We start from the raw sequence: 16,176 nt of genomic DNA on the forward strand, positions 1-16,176 counted from the left end.
CCACGAGTCCCGTATGACCACTACTCCAGCACGCTGCGACGCCCCGGAATCCGTGGCGCGCAAGGGGCGCAAGAACAATCCGGAAAAGACCCGCGAGAACATTCTCCAGGCGGCGATCAGCGAGTTCGTCCAGCAAGGGCTGGCTGGCGCCCGGGTCGATGCCATCGCCGAGCGCACCCAGACCTCCAAGCGCATGATCTACTACTACTTCAACAGCAAGGAACAGTTGTACGTCGAGGTACTGGAGAAGCTCTACGGCGATATCCGCAACACCGAGAGCAGTCTGCATCTGGCGGAACTGGAGCCGCGTCAGGGCATTCGCCGACTGGTGGAGTTCACCTTTGACCACCATGATCGCAACGTCGATTTCGTGCGTATCGTCTGCAACGAGAACCTGCATCACGGCGAGTATGTGAAGCGCTCTTCGGCCATTCGCTCGATGAACAAGACCGTGCTCAATGCGCTGGACGAAATCCTCCACCGCGGGGCCGCCGAGGGGGTTTTCCGTCAGGGCCTGGAGGCGCTGGATGTGCATTTGTTGATCAGTTCGTTCTGCTTCTATCGGGTGTCGAACCGCAACACCGTTGGCGAGATCTTCCAGGTCGATTTCGAGGATGCGGCGCTCAAGGCGCGGCATCGCGAGATGATTTGCGAGTCGGTGCTGAAGTTTTTGCAGGCCTGACCGAATCGCGGGGCAAGCCCGCTCCCACCGAATGAACAGCACCTGTGGGAGCGGGCTTGCCCCGCGATGCTTTTCAGCCGCCCATGCTATTGAAGTGCTCGATCATCCGCGCCGCATCCGGCTGCAAGCCGCTGAACAGCTCAAACGCCTTCACTGCCTGAAACACTGCCATGTTCGACCCATCCAGGGTGCGACAACCCAAGGCCCGGGCCTCGCGCAGCAGCTCGGTTTCCAGCGGGAAATAGACGATCTCCGCCACCCACAGATCAGCCCTTAGCAGTGCCTTGGGCACCGGCATGCCCGGCAGTTTGGCCATGCCCATCGGCGTGGTGTTGACCAGCCCATCGGCTTCGCTCAGCGCGTTGCTCAGCTCATGCCCGACGCGGGCGCGGCTGCCGTTGAAATGCGCATTGAGGTTATCCACCAGCGCCTGAGCCCGAGCCACTTCGACATCGAACACGGTCAACTGCCCGACCCCTTCGGCCAGCAGCGCATGGGCTACCGCAGCCCCGGCGCCACCCGCGCCGATCTGCACCACCTGACGGCGTGGCGCGTCGCTCAGGCCGCGGCGAAAACCTTCGGCGAACCCAAGGCAGTCGGTGTTGTGGCCGATACGCTTGCCGTCCTTGAGCACCACGGTATTGACCGCACCAATGCCGAGGGCCTCGGCGGAGAGTTCGTCGAGCAACGGCAGGATGGCCTGCTTGCACGGGAAGGTGATGTTCAGGCCGGTGTAGCCCATGGCTTCGGCGGCGCTGAGCAGTTGCTCCAGAGCGCTGCTGTCGAGTTTCAACTGGTCCAGGTCGATCAACCGGTACAGGTAGTTAAGACCCAGGGCGTGGCCTTCGTGCTCATGCAGTGCCGGAGTGCGTGAGGCCTGGATACCTGCACCGATCAGGCCGGCGAGGATGCCAGGAGAGGGGGCCGGATTCATGAGAAAACTCCATTGTTGTTCTTGGGAAGTGGCTGGCTCTGAAAATGTACCGTTTGGTTAATTTGGTCAATCGATGAACGCGGCCGAGGGCGTTTTTCTGTGCGCTGATCGCACAGCCTGTGCTACACCTGTTGATTCGTACCGGACCACGGAGGGAGACATGGCAATGCCGTTCAACGACTCGCAGTTGCTGGGTGAAACCTGGCCGGGCCTGGCCAACCTGACCCAGTCGATCTTCGCCGCCCTCGGTGGTCAGGGCTTTCGCAACAGCTTTCGCCTGGATCGCTCGCAGGCGACCTGCTTGCTGTTGATCGACGGCCTGGGCTGGAACCTGCTCCAGGCACATGCCCGGCACGCGCCATTTCTCGCCTCATTGATGCAGGCGGATGCGCATTTTCGCGTGGGCTTCCCGGCGACCACCGCCACCAGCCTGGCCTCGGTGACCTCGGGGCTTGGCAGCGGCGCGCATGGCATTGTCGGCTGCAGCTTCGCGCTGGATCAGCAGACCGAATTGTCGCCCTTGTCGTGGACCACGGCTGCACTGCAAACCGAAGCACCGCCAGGCGCGGCACCGGCGCCGGAATCGTTCATCGTGCCGCCGGATGCCTGGAGCCAGGCCAGCGCGCAGGGCATTGCCATCAGCACAGTCATGCTTGGCCGCTATGCCAGCTCGGCGTTCAGCCAGGCGATCTACAAGGCCGGACGGATACTCCCGGCCCCGGCTTATGACGCCTACCCGGAACTGATCAATGCAGCGCTGGCGACTGAAGAGCCGGCCTTCTGTTTTGCTTATTTCGGCGACCTGGATTTTGCCGGGCACCTGTTCGGTCCGGGCTCCGAGGGCTGGCTCAAGCAACTGCAAATCGCCGACCAGCTGGCTCAGGCCATCGCCCGCAAGCTACCGGAGCGGGTGCAACTGATGGTCATTGCCGACCATGGCATGCTGGCGCTGGACAGTGACCAGGTGCGTGACTTCGACCTCGACCCGGTGTTGCAGGAGGGCGTGCGCGCCATCGCCGGTGATATCCGCGCGCGCTACCTGTACGTGCCGACCCAGCAGGACCGTGTGCACCAGCGCTGGCAGAATCGCCTGGGCGAGGATTACCGGGTGTTGTCCAAGGCCCAGGCGATTGCCGCAGGCTTGTTCGGCGATGTGCTGCTCAGTCAGGCCGAGGCACGGATTGGCGATCTGATCGTGGTGCCGACCGGGGCGGGCGGGATTATTCGCAGCGAAGTGGAGAAGCACGCCAGTCAATGGCGAGGGCACCATGGGGCGCTGACGGATGAAGACCAGCAGGTGCCCTTGTTGATGTGCTCGGGGCTGGGCTGACGGAACGGACTCAGCCTTTCACCGGTACCAGGTCGAAACTGTCGGCCTGGTACTGGAACAGCAGGCAATCAGCCGCGGCGGTACAGCCGCTTTCATGCACCAGGCTGGCCGGCAGTTTGTAGTACGAACCCGTTGGATACTCGGTGCGCACCTTGTCGATCACGGCGTAGAAAGTGCCTTTCAGGACCACGGTTGGCAGGCTTTGGCTGTGGCGGTGCAGACCGTTGTCGGTGCCCGCCTTGAAGGTGACAAAGGCCGAGTAGTCGCCCTTGCCGAAAATATCCCCTTCCGTATTGGCGTAAGTGACTGCGCCGTTGGTGTTGGGGACTGCCTGCCACTGCAGCGCGGCGTTGGGCACCGAGATCAGTGTTTCTGCTTTGATCTCGCTCTGGGCAAACACGGTAGCGGCAGAGGCAGCCAGGATCAGGCCGGACAGCGAGGCTTTCAGGGCTTTCATTGGGGATAACCTTCGTTGAGTGGAGTGCGCGAAGGTTACTGGAGCGCTTTATGCAGAAATACGCACACAATGACGCATGACTTGTGCGTTCTTTGCACCAATCACTTCCGCCAGCGTGGTGCCTGATAGTAGGTCTGCAGGTAATCCAGCAGCGCGCGAACCTTGGGCGCCAGGTAACGGCTTTGCGGGTAGAGCGCATACAGGGTGCGTGCGGGTTGTTGCCAGTCCGGAAGCAGTTGCACCAGGCGGCCATCCTGCAAGGCGTCGTGGACGATGAAACGGTCAAAGCTGGCGATGCCCAGGCCACCGATGGCGGCGGCCCGTAACGCCATCGGCGAGTTGGCGCTGACACGACTGGGCATCACCACTTCGCGTTGGCTGCCCGATGGCCCGACCAGGCGCAGGCGCTGCGGTTGCGCGAGGCGGTTGTAGCCGAGCAGCGGATGTTCGCCCAGGTTGTCGGCCGTGATGGCAGTTGGCAGGCGCTTGAGGTAGGACGGTGCAGCGACCAGTATCACTTCACTCGGCGCCAGCGTGCGTGCCACCAGGCTGGAGTCCGGCAAGTGATCGGTGACCCGCAGGCACAGGTCGATGCCCTCATCGAGCATATCGACGAAGCGGTCGGTACAACTCAGTTCAATCTGCAATTCGGCAAAGCGTTCGACGAAGGCCGGTAACCAGTGCCCCAGTTCCAGTTCGCCAAACGCACTGGACACGCTCAGGCGCAAGGTGCCGGAGGGTTGCTGCTGGTGCTCGGAAAGCTCCAGCGTCATGGCCTCCATCTGATCGAGAATCTGTACGCAGTGGCGGTAGAACAGCGCGCCCGCTTCGGTCAGTTGCAGGCGTCGGGTGGTGCGGTTGAGCAGCTGACTGCCGAGTTGTCGTTCGAGGTTCTTCACCTGCCGCGACAGCACCGTATGGGATTGGCCCGCCAGCGCGGCAGCGGCGCTGAAGCTGCCGTGCTCGACCACGCGGCGAAAGGACTGCATGGCGCTGAACTGGTCCATCAGAGGGCGATGCTCCTTGAGGTCTGCGGCCCGTTGCAGGCGCTGGCAGAGCCGGCGCCTGCAATGCCGGGGTCAACGGCGAACCAGCAACACCCCACTTTCCATGTGATGGGTATACGGGAACTGGTCAAACAACGCACAACGCTCGATGCGGTGGGTGTCGTGCAACTGGGCGATGTTTGCCGCCAGGGTTTCCGGGTTGCAGGAGATGTACAGGATATTGTCGAAGCGCCGGGTCAGCTCGCAGGTGTCCGGGTCCATGCCGGCACGCGGCGGGTCGACGAACACGCTGCCGAACTGGTAGCTCTTCAGGTCGATGCCTTCCAGACGGCGGAATGGACGTACTTCGTTCAGTGCTTCGGTCAGCTCTTCGGCCGACAGGCGCACCAGACGCACGTTATCCACAGCGTTGTCGTCGAGGTTATGCAGCGCGGCATTGACCGAGGTCTTGCTGATTTCGGTGGCCAGCACCTTGCGCACCCGGGTCGCCAGCGGCAGGGTGAAGTTGCCGTTGCCGCAGTACAGCTCCAGCAGGTCGTCCTGGCGCTCGCCGAGGGCCTCGTAGGCCCAGTTGAGCATCTTCTGGTTCACTGCGCCGTTAGGCTGGGTGAAGGCGCCTTCCGGCTGGCGATAGCGGAAGCTGCGTCCGGCGATCTGCAGTTCTTCAACCGCGTAATCGCGACCGATCACTACACGTTTGCCCTTGGAACGGCCGATGATGCTGACATCCAGGTCTTTGGCCAACTGCTGCGCGGCGGCCTCCCAGTGCTCGTCCAGCGGACGGTGGTAGCACAGGGTGATCATGGCGTCGCCGGCCAGGGTGGTGAGGAACTCGACCTGGAACAGCTTGAAGCTCAGCGCCGAGCTGGCCTGCCAGGCGGCCTTGAGCCGTGGCATCAGTTCATTGATGCGCAGGCTGGCGATCGGGAAGTCTTCGATCAGGATCGGCGTGTGCTTCTCACCCGGCGCGAACATTGCGTAGAAGCGTTGCTCGTTCTCGCGCCACAGACGGAATTCGGCGCGCAGGCGATAGTGCTCGCGGGGCGAGTCGAATACCGCAGGTTCCGGGGCATCGAAAGGCGCCAGCAGCTCGCGCAGGCGCGTGGCCTTGGCGTCAAGCTGCTGGGTGTAGGTCGAAGGATCGAAGACAGCACTCATGCGTTGAACCAGCCCAGCTTGATGACGAACAGGATCGAGAGGATCACCAGCGCCGGGTTCAGGTCGCGGCGACGGCCGGAGAGCAACTTGATCGCAGTCCAGGAAATGAAACCGAAGGCGATGCCGTTGGCGATCGAGTAGGTCAGCGGCATGGCCAGGGCGGTGATCACCACGGGTGCGGCTTCGGTAACGTCGTCCCAGTTTATTTCAGCCAGGCCCGACGCCATCAACACGGCGACGAACAACAGCGCCGGCGCGGTGGCGAAGGGCGGCACGCTACCGGCCAGCGGGGCGAAGAACAGTGCCAGCAGGAACAGGATGGCGACCACGATGGCGGTCAGGCCGGTGCGTCCGCCAGCACTCACGCCGGCAGCCGACTCGATGTAGCTGGTGGTGGTCGAGGTGCCGAGCAGGGAACCGGCCATGGCTGCGGTACTGTCGGCGATCAGGGCGCGGCCCATCTTCGGCATGTGACCGTCTTTGCGCATCAGGCCGGCACGTTTGGCCACACCGATAAGGGTGCCGGAGTTGTCGAACAGGTCAACGAACAGGAAGGCGAAGATCACGCTGATCAGGCCGACATCCAGGGCACCCTTGATGTCCAGCTGCAGGAACGTCGGGGCCAGCGAAGGCGGCATCGAGACCACGCCGGCGAACGGGGTGACGCCCAGGCCGATCGAGGCCAGGGTTACCGCCAGGATGCCGATCAGTACTGCACCACGAACCTTCAGGGCTTCGAGGGCGACAATCAGGAAGAAGCCCAGGGTGGCGAGGATCGGCGCCGGTTGCTTGAGGTCGCCCAGGCCCACCAGGGTCGCCTGGTTATCGACGACGATACCGGCGTTGTGCAGGGCGATCAGCGCCAGGAACAGGCCGATACCAGCAGCAATGGCCGAACGCAGTGGTAGCGGAATGCTGTTGACGATCCACTCACGGATACGAAAGATCGACAACAGGAAGAACAGCACCGCCGAAATGAATACCGCACCCAGGGCCACCTGCCAGGTGTGGCCCATGTGCAGGACCACGGTGTAGGTGAAGAAGGCGTTCAGGCCCATGCCCGGCGCCAGGGCGATCGGGTAGTTGGCGATCAGGCCCATGGTGGTCGAGCCGATGGCGGCGGCCAGACAGGTGGCAACGAACAGCGCGCCCTTGTCCATGCCGGTCTCGCCGAGAATGCTCGGGTTGACGAACAGGATATAGGCCATGGCCAGGAAGGTGGTCACGCCCGCGAGAATTTCGGTGCGGACATTGGTGTCGTGTGCTTTTAGTTGAAACAGCCTTTCCAGCATGCCTGCTCCCCGTGGCGCGCCCCGGCGCCGTGAATGTATCGACCCCATCAGCAAAGCACAGACCGTACCGGACGGTTTGCGGAATTTGATTGGGCCGGAAAAAAGCCGCGCATCATACCAGCATGCTTGGCCAGCGGTAATTATTGTCGCGATACACTGCAGATATCTGCAGGTTCTGCGCCGATTCCCCCACATCCCCCTCATGAGAGCCCGCTGTGCAACTGATTGATTACCGCGACCTGAGCCAGGCCCAGCGCGACCAGCTGACCGGCATCCAGGTGCACCCCGAGCAACAGCGCTATTGCGGCGATATGGCCAGTGCGCTGTACCTCCTGCTGAGTACTGAAAGCGCTGACAGGCGCGGTGTGGTGCTGTTGCTCGATGCCGTGCCAAGGGCCTTTCTGTTACTCCAGCGCGGGGCGTTCCTGCCGCCCTGGGCCGCGGCCGATGCGGCCACGATCACTGCCTTGCAGGTGGATCGACGCTTGCAGGGGCGCGGTCTGGGACGATTTTGTATGCAGGCATTACCCGATTGGGTTCGCGCCTGCTGGCCGGATGTTCGCCGCCTGCAATTGTCGGTGGAACCCGCTAATCACGCCGCTCTGGCGTTGTACCGGGGCACTGGCTGGATTGACAGCGGTGATGGCTACCGCGCCCGCCAGGGCTACGAGCGCCAACTGACCCTGATGCTGTGAGCGACTACGCTTTGTTCATACCCCCGGTGGAGTGCAGTGATGAGCCACAGAGCCCTGATCGTAATTGCTGAAGGTGTGGATGACCTGCAGAGCGTGACCCTGATCGACGTGTTGCGCCGCGCCGAAGTGGAAGTGGTGGTGGCCAGCATCGAAGGCCGGCGCATGCTGACCTGCGCCCGTGGCACGCGCCTGACCGCCGACGGCATGCTGGTGGATCTGCTCGCCCAGCCGTTCGACCTGATCGTGTTGCCCGGGGGCGAGAAAGGGGTGCAGCACATGGCGGTGCACCAACCGCTGACACAGCGGGTAGTGGAGCAGGCCAAAGCCGGGAAGTTTTTTGCCGCGATTGGCGAAGGGCCCTTGGCATTGCAGGCTTTCGGGGTGCTGCGTCAGCGCCGTATGACCTGTCATCCGGATGTCAGCCAGCAGTTGTCCGGGTGCAGTTTCGTCGATCAGCCAGTGGTGGTGGATGGCAATTGCATTACCGCCCAGGGCTCGGGAGCGGCGCTGGCGTTTGCCTTGACGCTGGTCGAGCAATTGGTGAGCAGGGCGGTTCGTAACCGCATTGCGGGACTGATGCAGGTGTGACTGGTCTGGCTTCATCGCGGGGCAAGCCCGCTCCTACCGAATGACGGCGCCGCAAAGCACGCTCAGTTTGTAACGGCAAGTTACAGGAAGGTCGTGCGTTGCGCCCGTTCGTGCACTGTTTTGGGGCGCGCAAAACCGTGCACAACTGATCTGCGGCAATGAACCACACAACCGCGCGAGCCTTTCAGGACTATCCTTTCAGGCAGCCGTTGATCTGGATCAATAGTTTCATTTGCAACGGTGGGCCAGAACGGCCGAATTCCCTGCGTTGTGAAGTTTTCAGAACAATTCCAACTAGCCACACTCAACTACCGTGGGGGCAGTTGGCGCCAAGGCCTATCGCCTGACGCCGGATTACCTGACAGAGGAAGCACTATGTTCGGATTAGAGGCCCTAGATCTCGCCCGAATTCAGTTCGCGTTTACCGTGTCTTTTCACATCCTGTTTCCGGCCATCACCATCGGCCTGGCGAGTTACCTGGCGGTGCTTGAAGGCTTGTGGCTGAAGACCAACAACAGTGTCTACCGTGACCTTTACCACTTCTGGTCGAAAATCTTTGCCGTCAACTTCGGTATGGGTGTGGTCTCCGGCCTGGTCATGGCCTACCAATTCGGCACCAACTGGAGCAAGTTCTCCGACTTTGCCGGTTCCATCACCGGGCCGCTGCTGACCTATGAAGTGCTCACCGCCTTCTTCCTCGAGGCCGGTTTCCTTGGTGTCATGCTGTTTGGCTGGAACCGTGTCGGCCGCGGCCTGCACTTCTTTGCCACGGTCATGGTGGCCATCGGTACGATCATTTCCACCTTCTGGATTCTGGCTTCCAACAGCTGGATGCAGACCCCGCAGGGTTACGAAATCGTCAACGGCGTCGTGATTCCGGTGGACTGGTTCGCGGTGATCTTCAACCCGTCGTTCCCTTATCGCCTGCTGCACATGGCCACCGCTGCCTTCGTTGCCACAGCGTTCTTCGTCGGCGCTTCGGCGGCCTGGCACCTGCTGCGTGGGCGTGACAACCCGGCGATCCGCAAAATGCTCTCGATGGCGATGTGGATGGCCCTGATCGTGGCGCCGATTCAGGCCGTGATCGGTGACTTCCATGGCTTGAATACCCTCAAGCACCAGCCAGTGAAAATCGCCGCGATCGAGGGGCACTGGGAGAATGTCGGTGACGAACCGACCCCGCTGATTCTCTTCGGCATTCCCGACATGGAGGCCGAGACCACCCGCTTCAAACTGGAAATCCCGGCCCTGGGCAGCCTGATCCTGACCCACAGCCTGGACAAGCAAGTGCCGGCGATGAAGGAGTTCCCGAAGGAAGACCGGCCTAACTCCACCGTGGTGTTCTGGTCGTTCCGCATCATGGTCGGCCTGGGCATGCTGATGATCTTCGTCGGTCTGTGGAGCCTGTGGCTGCGCAAGCGCGACAAGATCTACAGCTCGCGGCCGTTCCTCTACCTGACCTTGTGGATGGGCCCGTCCGGCCTGATCGCGATTCTCGCCGGCTGGTTCACTACCGAAGTTGGCCGTCAGCCCTGGGTGGTCTATGGCGTGATGCGCACTGCCGACGGTGTTTCGAACCACAGCTATACCCAGCTGGGCGTGACCCTGGTGATGTTCGTGGTGGTGTACTTCGCCCTGTTCGGTGCGGGTTTGGGCTACATGATGCGTCTGGTGCGCAAAGGGCCGAAAACCGGCGAAGGCGAAGAGCCGATCAAAGGTGGACCTGGCCAGAAACGTACCCCCGCGCGGCCGCTGTCTGCTGCCGATGACACTGACGATCATGACAATGGCGAACACGCCAGCCTGAACAAGGGGAACTGAGTCATGGGTATTGATCTTCCACTGATCTGGGCCGTGATCATTATCTTCGGCATCATGATGTACGTGGTCATGGACGGCTTCGACCTGGGGATCGGCATTCTCTTCCCCTTCGTCAAAGGCGAGCAGGACCGTGACGTGATGATGAACACCGTTGCGCCAGTCTGGGACGGTAACGAAACCTGGCTGGTCCTTGGCGGCGCGGCGCTGTTCGGCGCCTTCCCGCTGGCCTACGCGGTGGTGCTTTCGGCACTCTACCTGCCGCTGATGCTGATGCTGGTCGGCTTGATCTTCCGCGGTGTGGCGTTCGAGTTCCGCTTCAAGGCCACGGCTGAAAAGCGTCACCTCTGGGACAAGGCGTTCATCGGCGGCTCGCTCGCTGCGACCTTCTTCCAGGGCGTGGCCCTGGGGGCCTTCATCGAAGGCTTCAAGGTGGTCGACCGCAGCTATGTCGGTGGCGCCTTCGACTGGCTGACCCCGTTCAGTCTGTTCTGCGGGCTGGGGCTGATCGTCGCCTACGCCTTGCTCGGCTGCACCTGGCTGATCATGAAAACCGAAGGCAAGCTGCAACTGCAGATGCATGACCTGGCGCGTCCTTTGGCCCTGGTGCTGCTGGCAGTGACCGGTATCGTCAGTATCTGGACGCCGCTGGCGCACCCGGAGATCGCCTCGCGCTGGTTCACCCTGCCTAACCTGTTCTGGTTCCTGCCGGTGCCGATCCTGGTGCTGGTGACCCTCTACGGCTTGCTCAAGGCGGTGGCACGCAATGCGCACTACACCCCGTTCCTGCTGACCCTGGCGTTGATCTTCCTTGGCTACAGTGGTCTGGGCATCAGCTTGTGGCCGAACATCATTCCACCATCGGTTTCGATCTGGGACGCTGCCGCACCCCCGCAGAGCCAGGGCTTCATGCTGGTGGGGGCGCTGTTCATCATTCCGTTCATCCTGGGTTACACCTTCTGGAGCTACTACGTGTTCCGCGGCAAGGTGACCCACGAGGATGGCTACCACTAGGAGGGCCCGGCGATGACTGGCAAACACACCTTCGATGAAGAGAAAAAGCCGCTCTGGCAACGGCTGGGCTGGCTGGCGGTGATCTGGGCCGGCAGCGTGCTGGCCCTGGGGATTGTTGCCTGGCTGATGCGCATGTTTATGGCTGCAGCGGGTTTAAGCACCCACTAAAGCGCATTTCCCATCCCGCCTTGCGGCGGATTTACCACCCTTCACAGTGTGAGCTGTGAAGGGTTTTTTTTGCCTACTGCATCTACTTACGCGCTTTGAGCACCACGAACTTCGGCGTCGCCGCCACTTGCTCAACGCCACGGAACAGGCGTGCCAGCTTGCTGTGGTAGCCCAGGTGGCGGTTGCCGACGATGTACAGCGCACCGCCGACCACCAGCGCTTCGCGCGCCTGTTGGAACATGCGCCAGGCGAGGAAGTCGCCGACCACCTGCTGCTGGTGGAAGGGCGGGTTGCACAACACGACGTCCAGTGACTGTGCCGGCTGGCCCGCCAGGCCATCGTCGGCGCGCACGCTGACTTCACGCTGACCCAGCGCCGCCTGCCAGTTTTCCAGTGCCGACTGGGTGGCCATGTAGGACTCATCGACCAGGGTGTAGTGGGCTTGCGGGTTGCTCAAGGCGCTGACGATCGCCAGCACGCCATTGCCGCAACCGAGGTCGGCGACCCGGGCTGAGCCGAGGTTGTGGGGCAGGTGAGGCAGGAACGCGCGGGTGCCGATGTCCAGGCCTTCACGGCAGAACACATTGGCATGGTTGAGCAGTTCCAGGCGTGGCGCATCCAGTTGGTAGCGCGTTGGGTAGGGGGAGGTGAATGCGCCTTTGTCCTCGACCGTGGCAATCAGCAGGCGGGCTTTCTTCTGCGCCAGCGACGCCTGTACCGGGCCGATGTATTTTTCCAGCAGATCACCGGCCGCGCGTGGCAGGTGTTTGATCATCGCACCGGCAATGACCTGGGCACCGGGTGCCAGATGCCCCTGCAAGCGGATCAGTTGCTCTTCGAGCAGCGCGAGGGTCTTGGGCACGCGCACCAGCACCCGGTCGAACGGGCCTTGCCAGTGGGCGTTTGCCGCTATGAATGGCAGCGCGTCGAAAGCCTGGCCATTACGCACCAGGTTTTTCTCCAGCGCCAGGCGGGCCAGGTACGAATCACCGCTGCTGGCGACCTGCAGATGGCGGCTCAGGCTGATGGCCAAGGCCCCGAAGCTGTCATTGAGAACCAGCACGCGGCTGCTGGCATCTGGCTGTTGCTTGGCCAGATGCTGCAGCAGGTACTCGTCGGCAGCATCGAAAGCTTGCAGGGGATCGTTGGCTTGCTCGGGCTGGCGAAGCAGGTCGAGCTCGGCGAAGGGGCTGGTCAACAAGGGCATGGCTTTAAGGCTCTGAGACATGGTCGCGCGACGCAGTCGGCCGCGTTTTACAGGGGCATGATTCTACAGGGCTTTGGATGGCAGGGGGTTATCCCAATAGGCCGCTCATGGCAGCAGTCGCAATGGCGCCAGTTTTGTTACTGCAGTTCAGCTTGGTGATGATGCTGCGGATATGGAAGTTTACCGTGCTTTGCGACAGCGAGAGGATGCAGGAGATGTCGGCAGCGGTCTTGCCGGCAGCTGACCATTTCAGCACTTCGGTTTCCCGGGTGGAGAGTTTGGGTTTGCTTGATGGGTGGTCAAATATCAGCGTGTGCATCAGGTTACACAACCACATGGTCTTCCCGGCCATTTCGTAGTATTCGCTTCTGTCGACCGGTGTATGACTGCGGATCACGCTTAACAGGCTTACGTTACGATGCAGGTCGTGTGCAGATTGGCTCCAGCCGTAACGCAGTCCATATTGTCGGGCCTGCTCCCAAAGTTCGGGGGTCTCTCGAAAGGCATCATCGTCCCAGAGAATAGGCAGCAACGAATCATGGCAATAGGCGACGATCGGGTCGATGCTCTGGTAGTTGCAGCGCTGATAGCACTCGTTCCAGGCCTTGGGAAAGTTACTATAAGTCTTGAACTGCGGGTGCAGGGAAGGGTTTGCCGGGGTCGGGGTGAAGGCAAAATACTCCATGCCCAGCTGTGCCGCCAGAGACGCCGCCAAGTCGAATCTCCGATGTTCCTCTGTTTCACTGAGCAGTTGTTTCAGCTGAACTTCCTGTCGGTATGGCATGGCTACTGCCTCGTGCAATTTGGATCCAAATTTCACTTTATAGAAAAACAGTGTAGGAATTACCTGACTCTTTTGCTGAGTTTTTTTCGTTACAAGCAAGTGCTTTTTTATCAGTTTGGGTCTTGGACCGACATGAAATCTGCGTGTCGACCGTGGCCGTGGCGATGCCACTACAATCCAGCGGTGTTTATCCTGGCGCGATTGCGCGACACTGGGCGCATCTGTTTTTTGGAGTAAGTCATGACTGCCAGTGCTGAAAAGTTCACCCGCCAGACGTTGCTCGACGTCCAGCCGCTGACCCCAAGCCTGTTCAGCCTGCGCACTACGCGTGATCAGGGATTCCGCTTCCGCTCCGGCCAGTTCGCCCGCCTGGGGGTGACCAAGGCCGATGGCAGTGTGGTCTGGCGCGCTTATTCAATGGTCTCGTCGCCGTTTGACGAGCACCTGGATTTCTTTTCCATCGTGGTGCCGGGAGGGGAATTCACCAGCGAGCTGAGTCGTCTGCAGGAAGGCGACAGCTTGTTGATCGATCGTCAGGCCTTTGGCTTTCTGACCCTGGACCGTTTTGTCGATGGCCGTGATCTGTGGTTGCTGGCCACAGGCACCGGCATCGCACCGTTCGTCTCGATCCTGCAGGACTTTGAAGTCTGGGAGCGTTTCGAGTCGATCAAACTGGTGTATTCGGTGCGAGAAGCCAAGGAGCTGGCGTACCTGGACCTGATCGCCGGTCTGGAGCAGCGTGACTATCTGGCCGAGTTTGCCGGCAAGTTGCAGTTCATTCCGGTGGTCACGCGCGAACAGCATCCCGGTGCTCTCAATGAGCGCATCACCACCCTGATCGAGAACGGAGAGCTTGAGCGCGCTGCGGGCCTGGCGCTGACGCCGGAGCATTCGCGGGTAATGCTCTGCGGCAATCCGCAGATGATCGACGACACCCGCCAGGTGCTCAAGCAGCGTGGCCTGAACCTGAGCCTGAGCCGCCGCCCCGGGCAGGTTGCGGTAGAGAACTACTGGTAGGAGCTGGCGACAGCCTGCGATGGGCCGCAAAGCGGCCCCGGGGCTGGATCAGGGCTGCCGATTCTGCGTCTTGAGCAGGTCGCGGATCTCGGTAAGCAGCTCTTCTTCCTTGGTTGGTACCGGTGGCAGGCTTGGCGCTTCGGCTTCTTCGCGTTTCAGGCGGTTGATCGCCTTGACGCCCATGAAGATCGCGAAGGCGACGATGATGAAGTCGAGAATGGTCTGGATGAATTTGCCATAGGCCAGCACCACTGCCGGTACATCGCCTTCGGCGGCTTTGAGGGTGACGGCAAGATCACTGAAGTCGACACCGCCGATCAGCAAACCAATCGGTGGCATGATCACATCACCCACAAAGGATGAAACGATTTTGCCAAAGGCGGCGCCGATGATGATACCGACGGCCATGTCGACCACATTCCCTTTGACCGCAAAGGCCTTGAATTCACTGAGCACGCCCATGGTTTATTCCTTGTAACAGATGAGTTGGTAAACGCAGTGTAATTCAGCTACACGCTTCATGCTCCGCGCTGCTGTTACAGACTGCAGTTATATCGAATAGTTTTGTCGTTTTATGTGGCCGCCCAGGTCACGTAGGTCGGCTATCATGGTTCCTTTTTCCGAGGACCGTCCCCCATGGCCAAGGCCAAGCGCATGTACGGCTGCACTGAGTGCGGCGCGACCTTTCCGAAATGGGCCGGACAGTGCGGTGAGTGCGGGGCCTGGAACACCCTGGTCGAGACCGTGCTGGAAAGCGGCGCTGCAGCAGCGCCCAGTGGCCGCACCGGCTGGGCCGGGCAGCAGGCGCAGATCAAGACCCTGGCCGAAGTCAGCGTCGAAGAGATTCCGCGCTTCAGCACCGCCAGCGCCGAGCTCGACCGGGTGCTGGGCGGTGGCCTGGTCGACGGCTCGGTGGTGCTGATTGGCGGCGACCCGGGTATCGGCAAATCGACCATTCTTCTGCAAACCCTGTGCGCCATCGCTACGCGCATGCCGGCGCTGTATGTCACCGGTGAAGAGTCCCAGCAGCAGGTGGCGATGCGTGCCCGGCGCCTGGGATTGCCCCAGGATCAGTTGCGGGTGATGACCGAAACCTGCATCGAAGCGATCATTGCCACCGCCCGGGTGGAAAAGCCCAAGGTCATGGTGATCGATTCGATCCAGACCATTTTCACCGAGCAGTTGCAGTCGGCGCCTGGCGGTGTCTCCCAGGTGCGTGAGAGCGCCGCATTGCTGGTGCGTTACGCCAAGCAGAGCGGCACGGCGATCTTCCTGGTTGGTCATGTCACCAAGGAAGGCGCGCTGGCAGGTCCCCGGGTGCTGGAGCACATGGTCGATACCGTGCTGTATTTCGAAGGCGAGTCCGACGGCCGCCTGCGTTTGCTGCGGGCGGTGAAGAACCGTTTCGGTGCAGTCAATGAGCTGGGCGTGTTCGGTATGACCGACCGCGGTTTGAAGGAGGTCTCCAACCCGTCGGCGATCTTCCTCACCCGTGCCCAGGAGGAAGTCCCCGGCAGTGTGGTCATGGCCACCTGGGAAGGTACCCGGCCGATGCTGGTGGAAGTCCAGGCGCTGGTCGATGACAGTCACCTGTCGAACCCGCGCCGGGTCACCCTGGGCCTGGACCAGAACCGTCTGGCCATGCTCCTGGCGGTGCTGCATCGCCACGGCGGTATTCCGACCCATGACCAGGATGTGTTCCTCAACGTGGTCGGTGGGGTCAAGGTGCTGGAGACGGCGTCCGACCTGGCATTGATGGCGGCGATCATGTCCAGCCTGCGCAACCGTCCGCTGGATAACAGCCTGCTGGTGTTTGGCGAGGTTGGCCTGTCGGGTGAAGTGCGCCCGGTTCCCAGTGGCCAGGAGCGCCTGAAAGAAGCAGCCAAGCATGGCTTCAAACGCGCCATCGTGCCCAAGGGCAATGCGCCCAAGGAAGCGCCGCCAGGATTACAGGTGATTGCCGTCACTCGTCTGGAGCAGGCGCTGGATGCGTTGTTCGAGTAGCAGGTGGTGGGAGCTGGCTTG

17 protein-coding genes are annotated in these 16,176 nt (G+C 61.5%); 9 read left to right on the top strand and 8 right to left on the bottom strand.

All coding sequences use genetic code 11. The features are described 5' to 3' along the window. Positions 1–13 precede the first annotated feature (13 nt). Positions 14–682 carry a TetR/AcrR family transcriptional regulator gene (locus NPS47_RS22865; RefSeq protein ID WP_274297029.1) on the top strand — a complete coding sequence of 223 codons (669 nt, stop codon included), beginning with the start codon at positions 14–16 and terminating at the stop codon, positions 680–682. A 73-nt stretch (positions 683–755) separates the two neighbouring features. Here NPS47_RS22865 and NPS47_RS22870 read toward each other — a convergent pair whose 3' ends face one another. Then, positions 756–1,616: a shikimate dehydrogenase gene (locus tag NPS47_RS22870; protein WP_274297030.1), complete on the bottom strand. Its 861-nt coding sequence runs from the start codon at positions 1,614–1,616 to the stop codon at positions 756–758. Positions 1,617–1,776: 160 nt separating this feature from the next. On the opposite strand from NPS47_RS22870, the gene NPS47_RS22875 reads away from it, so the two are divergent. Then, positions 1,777–2,946, top strand: a complete 1,170-nt coding sequence (locus tag NPS47_RS22875) for an alkaline phosphatase family protein (RefSeq protein WP_274297031.1) — start codon at positions 1,777–1,779, stop codon at positions 2,944–2,946. A 10-nt stretch (positions 2,947–2,956) separates the two neighbouring features. On the opposite strand, the gene NPS47_RS22880 is transcribed toward NPS47_RS22875, so the two are convergent. The 4 genes from NPS47_RS22880 to NPS47_RS22895 all read right to left on the bottom strand — a co-directional run bounded on the left by NPS47_RS22880 (position 2,957) and on the right by NPS47_RS22895 (position 6,860). Beyond that, on the bottom strand, positions 2,957–3,403 hold the full coding sequence (locus NPS47_RS22880; RefSeq protein WP_274297032.1) for a cupin domain-containing protein: 447 nt from the start codon (positions 3,401–3,403) through the stop codon (positions 2,957–2,959). 101 nt (positions 3,404–3,504) lie between these two features. Further along, the gene (locus NPS47_RS22885) at positions 3,505–4,410 is read right to left on the bottom strand and encodes a LysR family transcriptional regulator (protein ID WP_274297033.1); all 906 of its coding nucleotides are present in this window, start codon (positions 4,408–4,410) and stop codon (positions 3,505–3,507) included. Between the two features lie 72 nt (positions 4,411–4,482). Beyond that, a complete protein-coding gene (gene trmA / locus NPS47_RS22890) occupies positions 4,483–5,568 on the bottom strand; it encodes a tRNA (uridine(54)-C5)-methyltransferase TrmA (protein ID WP_274297034.1) in 1,086 nt (361 codons plus the stop codon). Next, the gene (locus NPS47_RS22895; protein ID WP_274297035.1) at positions 5,565–6,860 is read right to left on the bottom strand and encodes an NCS2 family permease; all 1,296 of its coding nucleotides are present in this window, start codon (positions 6,858–6,860) and stop codon (positions 5,565–5,567) included. The genes trmA and NPS47_RS22895 overlap by 4 nt, the downstream gene beginning before the upstream one ends. A gap of 215 nt (positions 6,861–7,075) precedes the next feature. On the opposite strand from NPS47_RS22895, the gene NPS47_RS22900 reads away from it, so the two are divergent. From NPS47_RS22900 to NPS47_RS22920, 5 genes are all read left to right on the top strand, one after another. Next, positions 7,076–7,555, top strand: a complete 480-nt coding sequence (locus NPS47_RS22900) for a GNAT family N-acetyltransferase (protein WP_274297036.1) — start codon at positions 7,076–7,078, stop codon at positions 7,553–7,555. Positions 7,556–7,594: 39 nt separating this feature from the next. After that, the gene (locus tag NPS47_RS22905) at positions 7,595–8,143 is read left to right on the top strand and encodes a DJ-1 family glyoxalase III (protein WP_274297037.1); all 549 of its coding nucleotides are present in this window, start codon (positions 7,595–7,597) and stop codon (positions 8,141–8,143) included. A gap of 375 nt (positions 8,144–8,518) precedes the next feature. Further along, on the top strand, positions 8,519–9,964 hold the full coding sequence (locus NPS47_RS22910) for a cytochrome ubiquinol oxidase subunit I (protein WP_274297038.1): 1,446 nt from the start codon (positions 8,519–8,521) through the stop codon (positions 9,962–9,964). Between the two features lie 3 nt (positions 9,965–9,967). Continuing rightward, positions 9,968–10,975, top strand: coding sequence for a cytochrome d ubiquinol oxidase subunit II (gene cydB, locus NPS47_RS22915; RefSeq protein ID WP_274297039.1), 1,008 nt, complete (start codon positions 9,968–9,970; stop codon positions 10,973–10,975). A 12-nt stretch (positions 10,976–10,987) separates the two neighbouring features. Beyond that, entirely contained in the window at positions 10,988–11,143 is a 156-nt protein-coding gene (locus tag NPS47_RS22920; RefSeq protein WP_274297040.1) for a DUF2474 domain-containing protein, read from the top strand. 82 nt (positions 11,144–11,225) lie between these two features. On the opposite strand, the gene NPS47_RS22925 is transcribed toward NPS47_RS22920, so the two are convergent. Continuing rightward, positions 11,226–12,350 carry a methyltransferase gene (locus NPS47_RS22925; RefSeq protein WP_274297041.1) on the bottom strand — a complete coding sequence of 375 codons (1,125 nt, stop codon included), beginning with the start codon at positions 12,348–12,350 and terminating at the stop codon, positions 11,226–11,228. 88 nt (positions 12,351–12,438) lie between these two features. Then, positions 12,439–13,134, bottom strand: coding sequence for an autoinducer binding domain-containing protein (locus tag NPS47_RS22930; RefSeq protein ID WP_274297042.1), 696 nt, complete (start codon positions 13,132–13,134; stop codon positions 12,439–12,441). Between the two features lie 240 nt (positions 13,135–13,374). Between NPS47_RS22930 and NPS47_RS22935 the strand changes: the two genes are divergently transcribed. Further along, positions 13,375–14,151, top strand: coding sequence for a ferredoxin--NADP reductase (locus NPS47_RS22935; RefSeq protein WP_038614861.1), 777 nt, complete (start codon positions 13,375–13,377; stop codon positions 14,149–14,151). A gap of 48 nt (positions 14,152–14,199) precedes the next feature. On the opposite strand, the gene mscL is transcribed toward NPS47_RS22935, so the two are convergent. Then, the gene (mscL, locus tag NPS47_RS22940) at positions 14,200–14,613 is read right to left on the bottom strand and encodes a large-conductance mechanosensitive channel protein MscL (RefSeq protein WP_274297043.1); all 414 of its coding nucleotides are present in this window, start codon (positions 14,611–14,613) and stop codon (positions 14,200–14,202) included. A gap of 174 nt (positions 14,614–14,787) precedes the next feature. Between mscL and radA the strand changes: the two genes are divergently transcribed. Further along, the gene (radA, locus tag NPS47_RS22945) at positions 14,788–16,155 is read left to right on the top strand and encodes a DNA repair protein RadA (protein WP_038614855.1); all 1,368 of its coding nucleotides are present in this window, start codon (positions 14,788–14,790) and stop codon (positions 16,153–16,155) included. Positions 16,156–16,176: the final 21 nt, after the last annotated feature.

Source organism: Pseudomonas putida (genome assembly GCF_028682475.1).
GTDB lineage: Bacteria > Pseudomonadota > Gammaproteobacteria > Pseudomonadales > Pseudomonadaceae > Aquipseudomonas > Aquipseudomonas putida_AG.

Coding starts and splice junctions, on each gene's coding strand:
- NPS47_RS22865 (WP_274297029.1), top strand. CDS start 14: ATGACCACTACTCCAGCACGCTGCGACGCCCCGGAATCCGTGGCGCGC.
- NPS47_RS22870 (WP_274297030.1), bottom strand. CDS start 1,616: ATGAATCCGGCCCCCTCTCCTGGCATCCTCGCCGGCCTGATCGGTGCA.
- NPS47_RS22875 (WP_274297031.1), top strand. CDS start 1,777: ATGGCAATGCCGTTCAACGACTCGCAGTTGCTGGGTGAAACCTGGCCG.
- NPS47_RS22880 (WP_274297032.1), bottom strand. CDS start 3,403: ATGAAAGCCCTGAAAGCCTCGCTGTCCGGCCTGATCCTGGCTGCCTCT.
- NPS47_RS22885 (WP_274297033.1), bottom strand. CDS start 4,410: ATGGACCAGTTCAGCGCCATGCAGTCCTTTCGCCGCGTGGTCGAGCAC.
- trmA (WP_274297034.1), bottom strand. CDS start 5,568: ATGAGTGCTGTCTTCGATCCTTCGACCTACACCCAGCAGCTTGACGCC.
- NPS47_RS22895 (WP_274297035.1), bottom strand. CDS start 6,860: ATGCTGGAAAGGCTGTTTCAACTAAAAGCACACGACACCAATGTCCGC.
- NPS47_RS22905 (WP_274297037.1), top strand. CDS start 7,595: ATGAGCCACAGAGCCCTGATCGTAATTGCTGAAGGTGTGGATGACCTG.
- NPS47_RS22910 (WP_274297038.1), top strand. CDS start 8,519: ATGTTCGGATTAGAGGCCCTAGATCTCGCCCGAATTCAGTTCGCGTTT.
- cydB (WP_274297039.1), top strand. CDS start 9,968: ATGGGTATTGATCTTCCACTGATCTGGGCCGTGATCATTATCTTCGGC.
- NPS47_RS22920 (WP_274297040.1), top strand. CDS start 10,988: ATGACTGGCAAACACACCTTCGATGAAGAGAAAAAGCCGCTCTGGCAA.
- NPS47_RS22925 (WP_274297041.1), bottom strand. CDS start 12,350: ATGCCCTTGTTGACCAGCCCCTTCGCCGAGCTCGACCTGCTTCGCCAG.
- NPS47_RS22930 (WP_274297042.1), bottom strand. CDS start 13,134: ATGCCATACCGACAGGAAGTTCAGCTGAAACAACTGCTCAGTGAAACA.
- NPS47_RS22935 (WP_038614861.1), top strand. CDS start 13,375: ATGACTGCCAGTGCTGAAAAGTTCACCCGCCAGACGTTGCTCGACGTC.
- mscL (WP_274297043.1), bottom strand. CDS start 14,613: ATGGGCGTGCTCAGTGAATTCAAGGCCTTTGCGGTCAAAGGGAATGTG.
- radA (WP_038614855.1), top strand. CDS start 14,788: ATGGCCAAGGCCAAGCGCATGTACGGCTGCACTGAGTGCGGCGCGACC.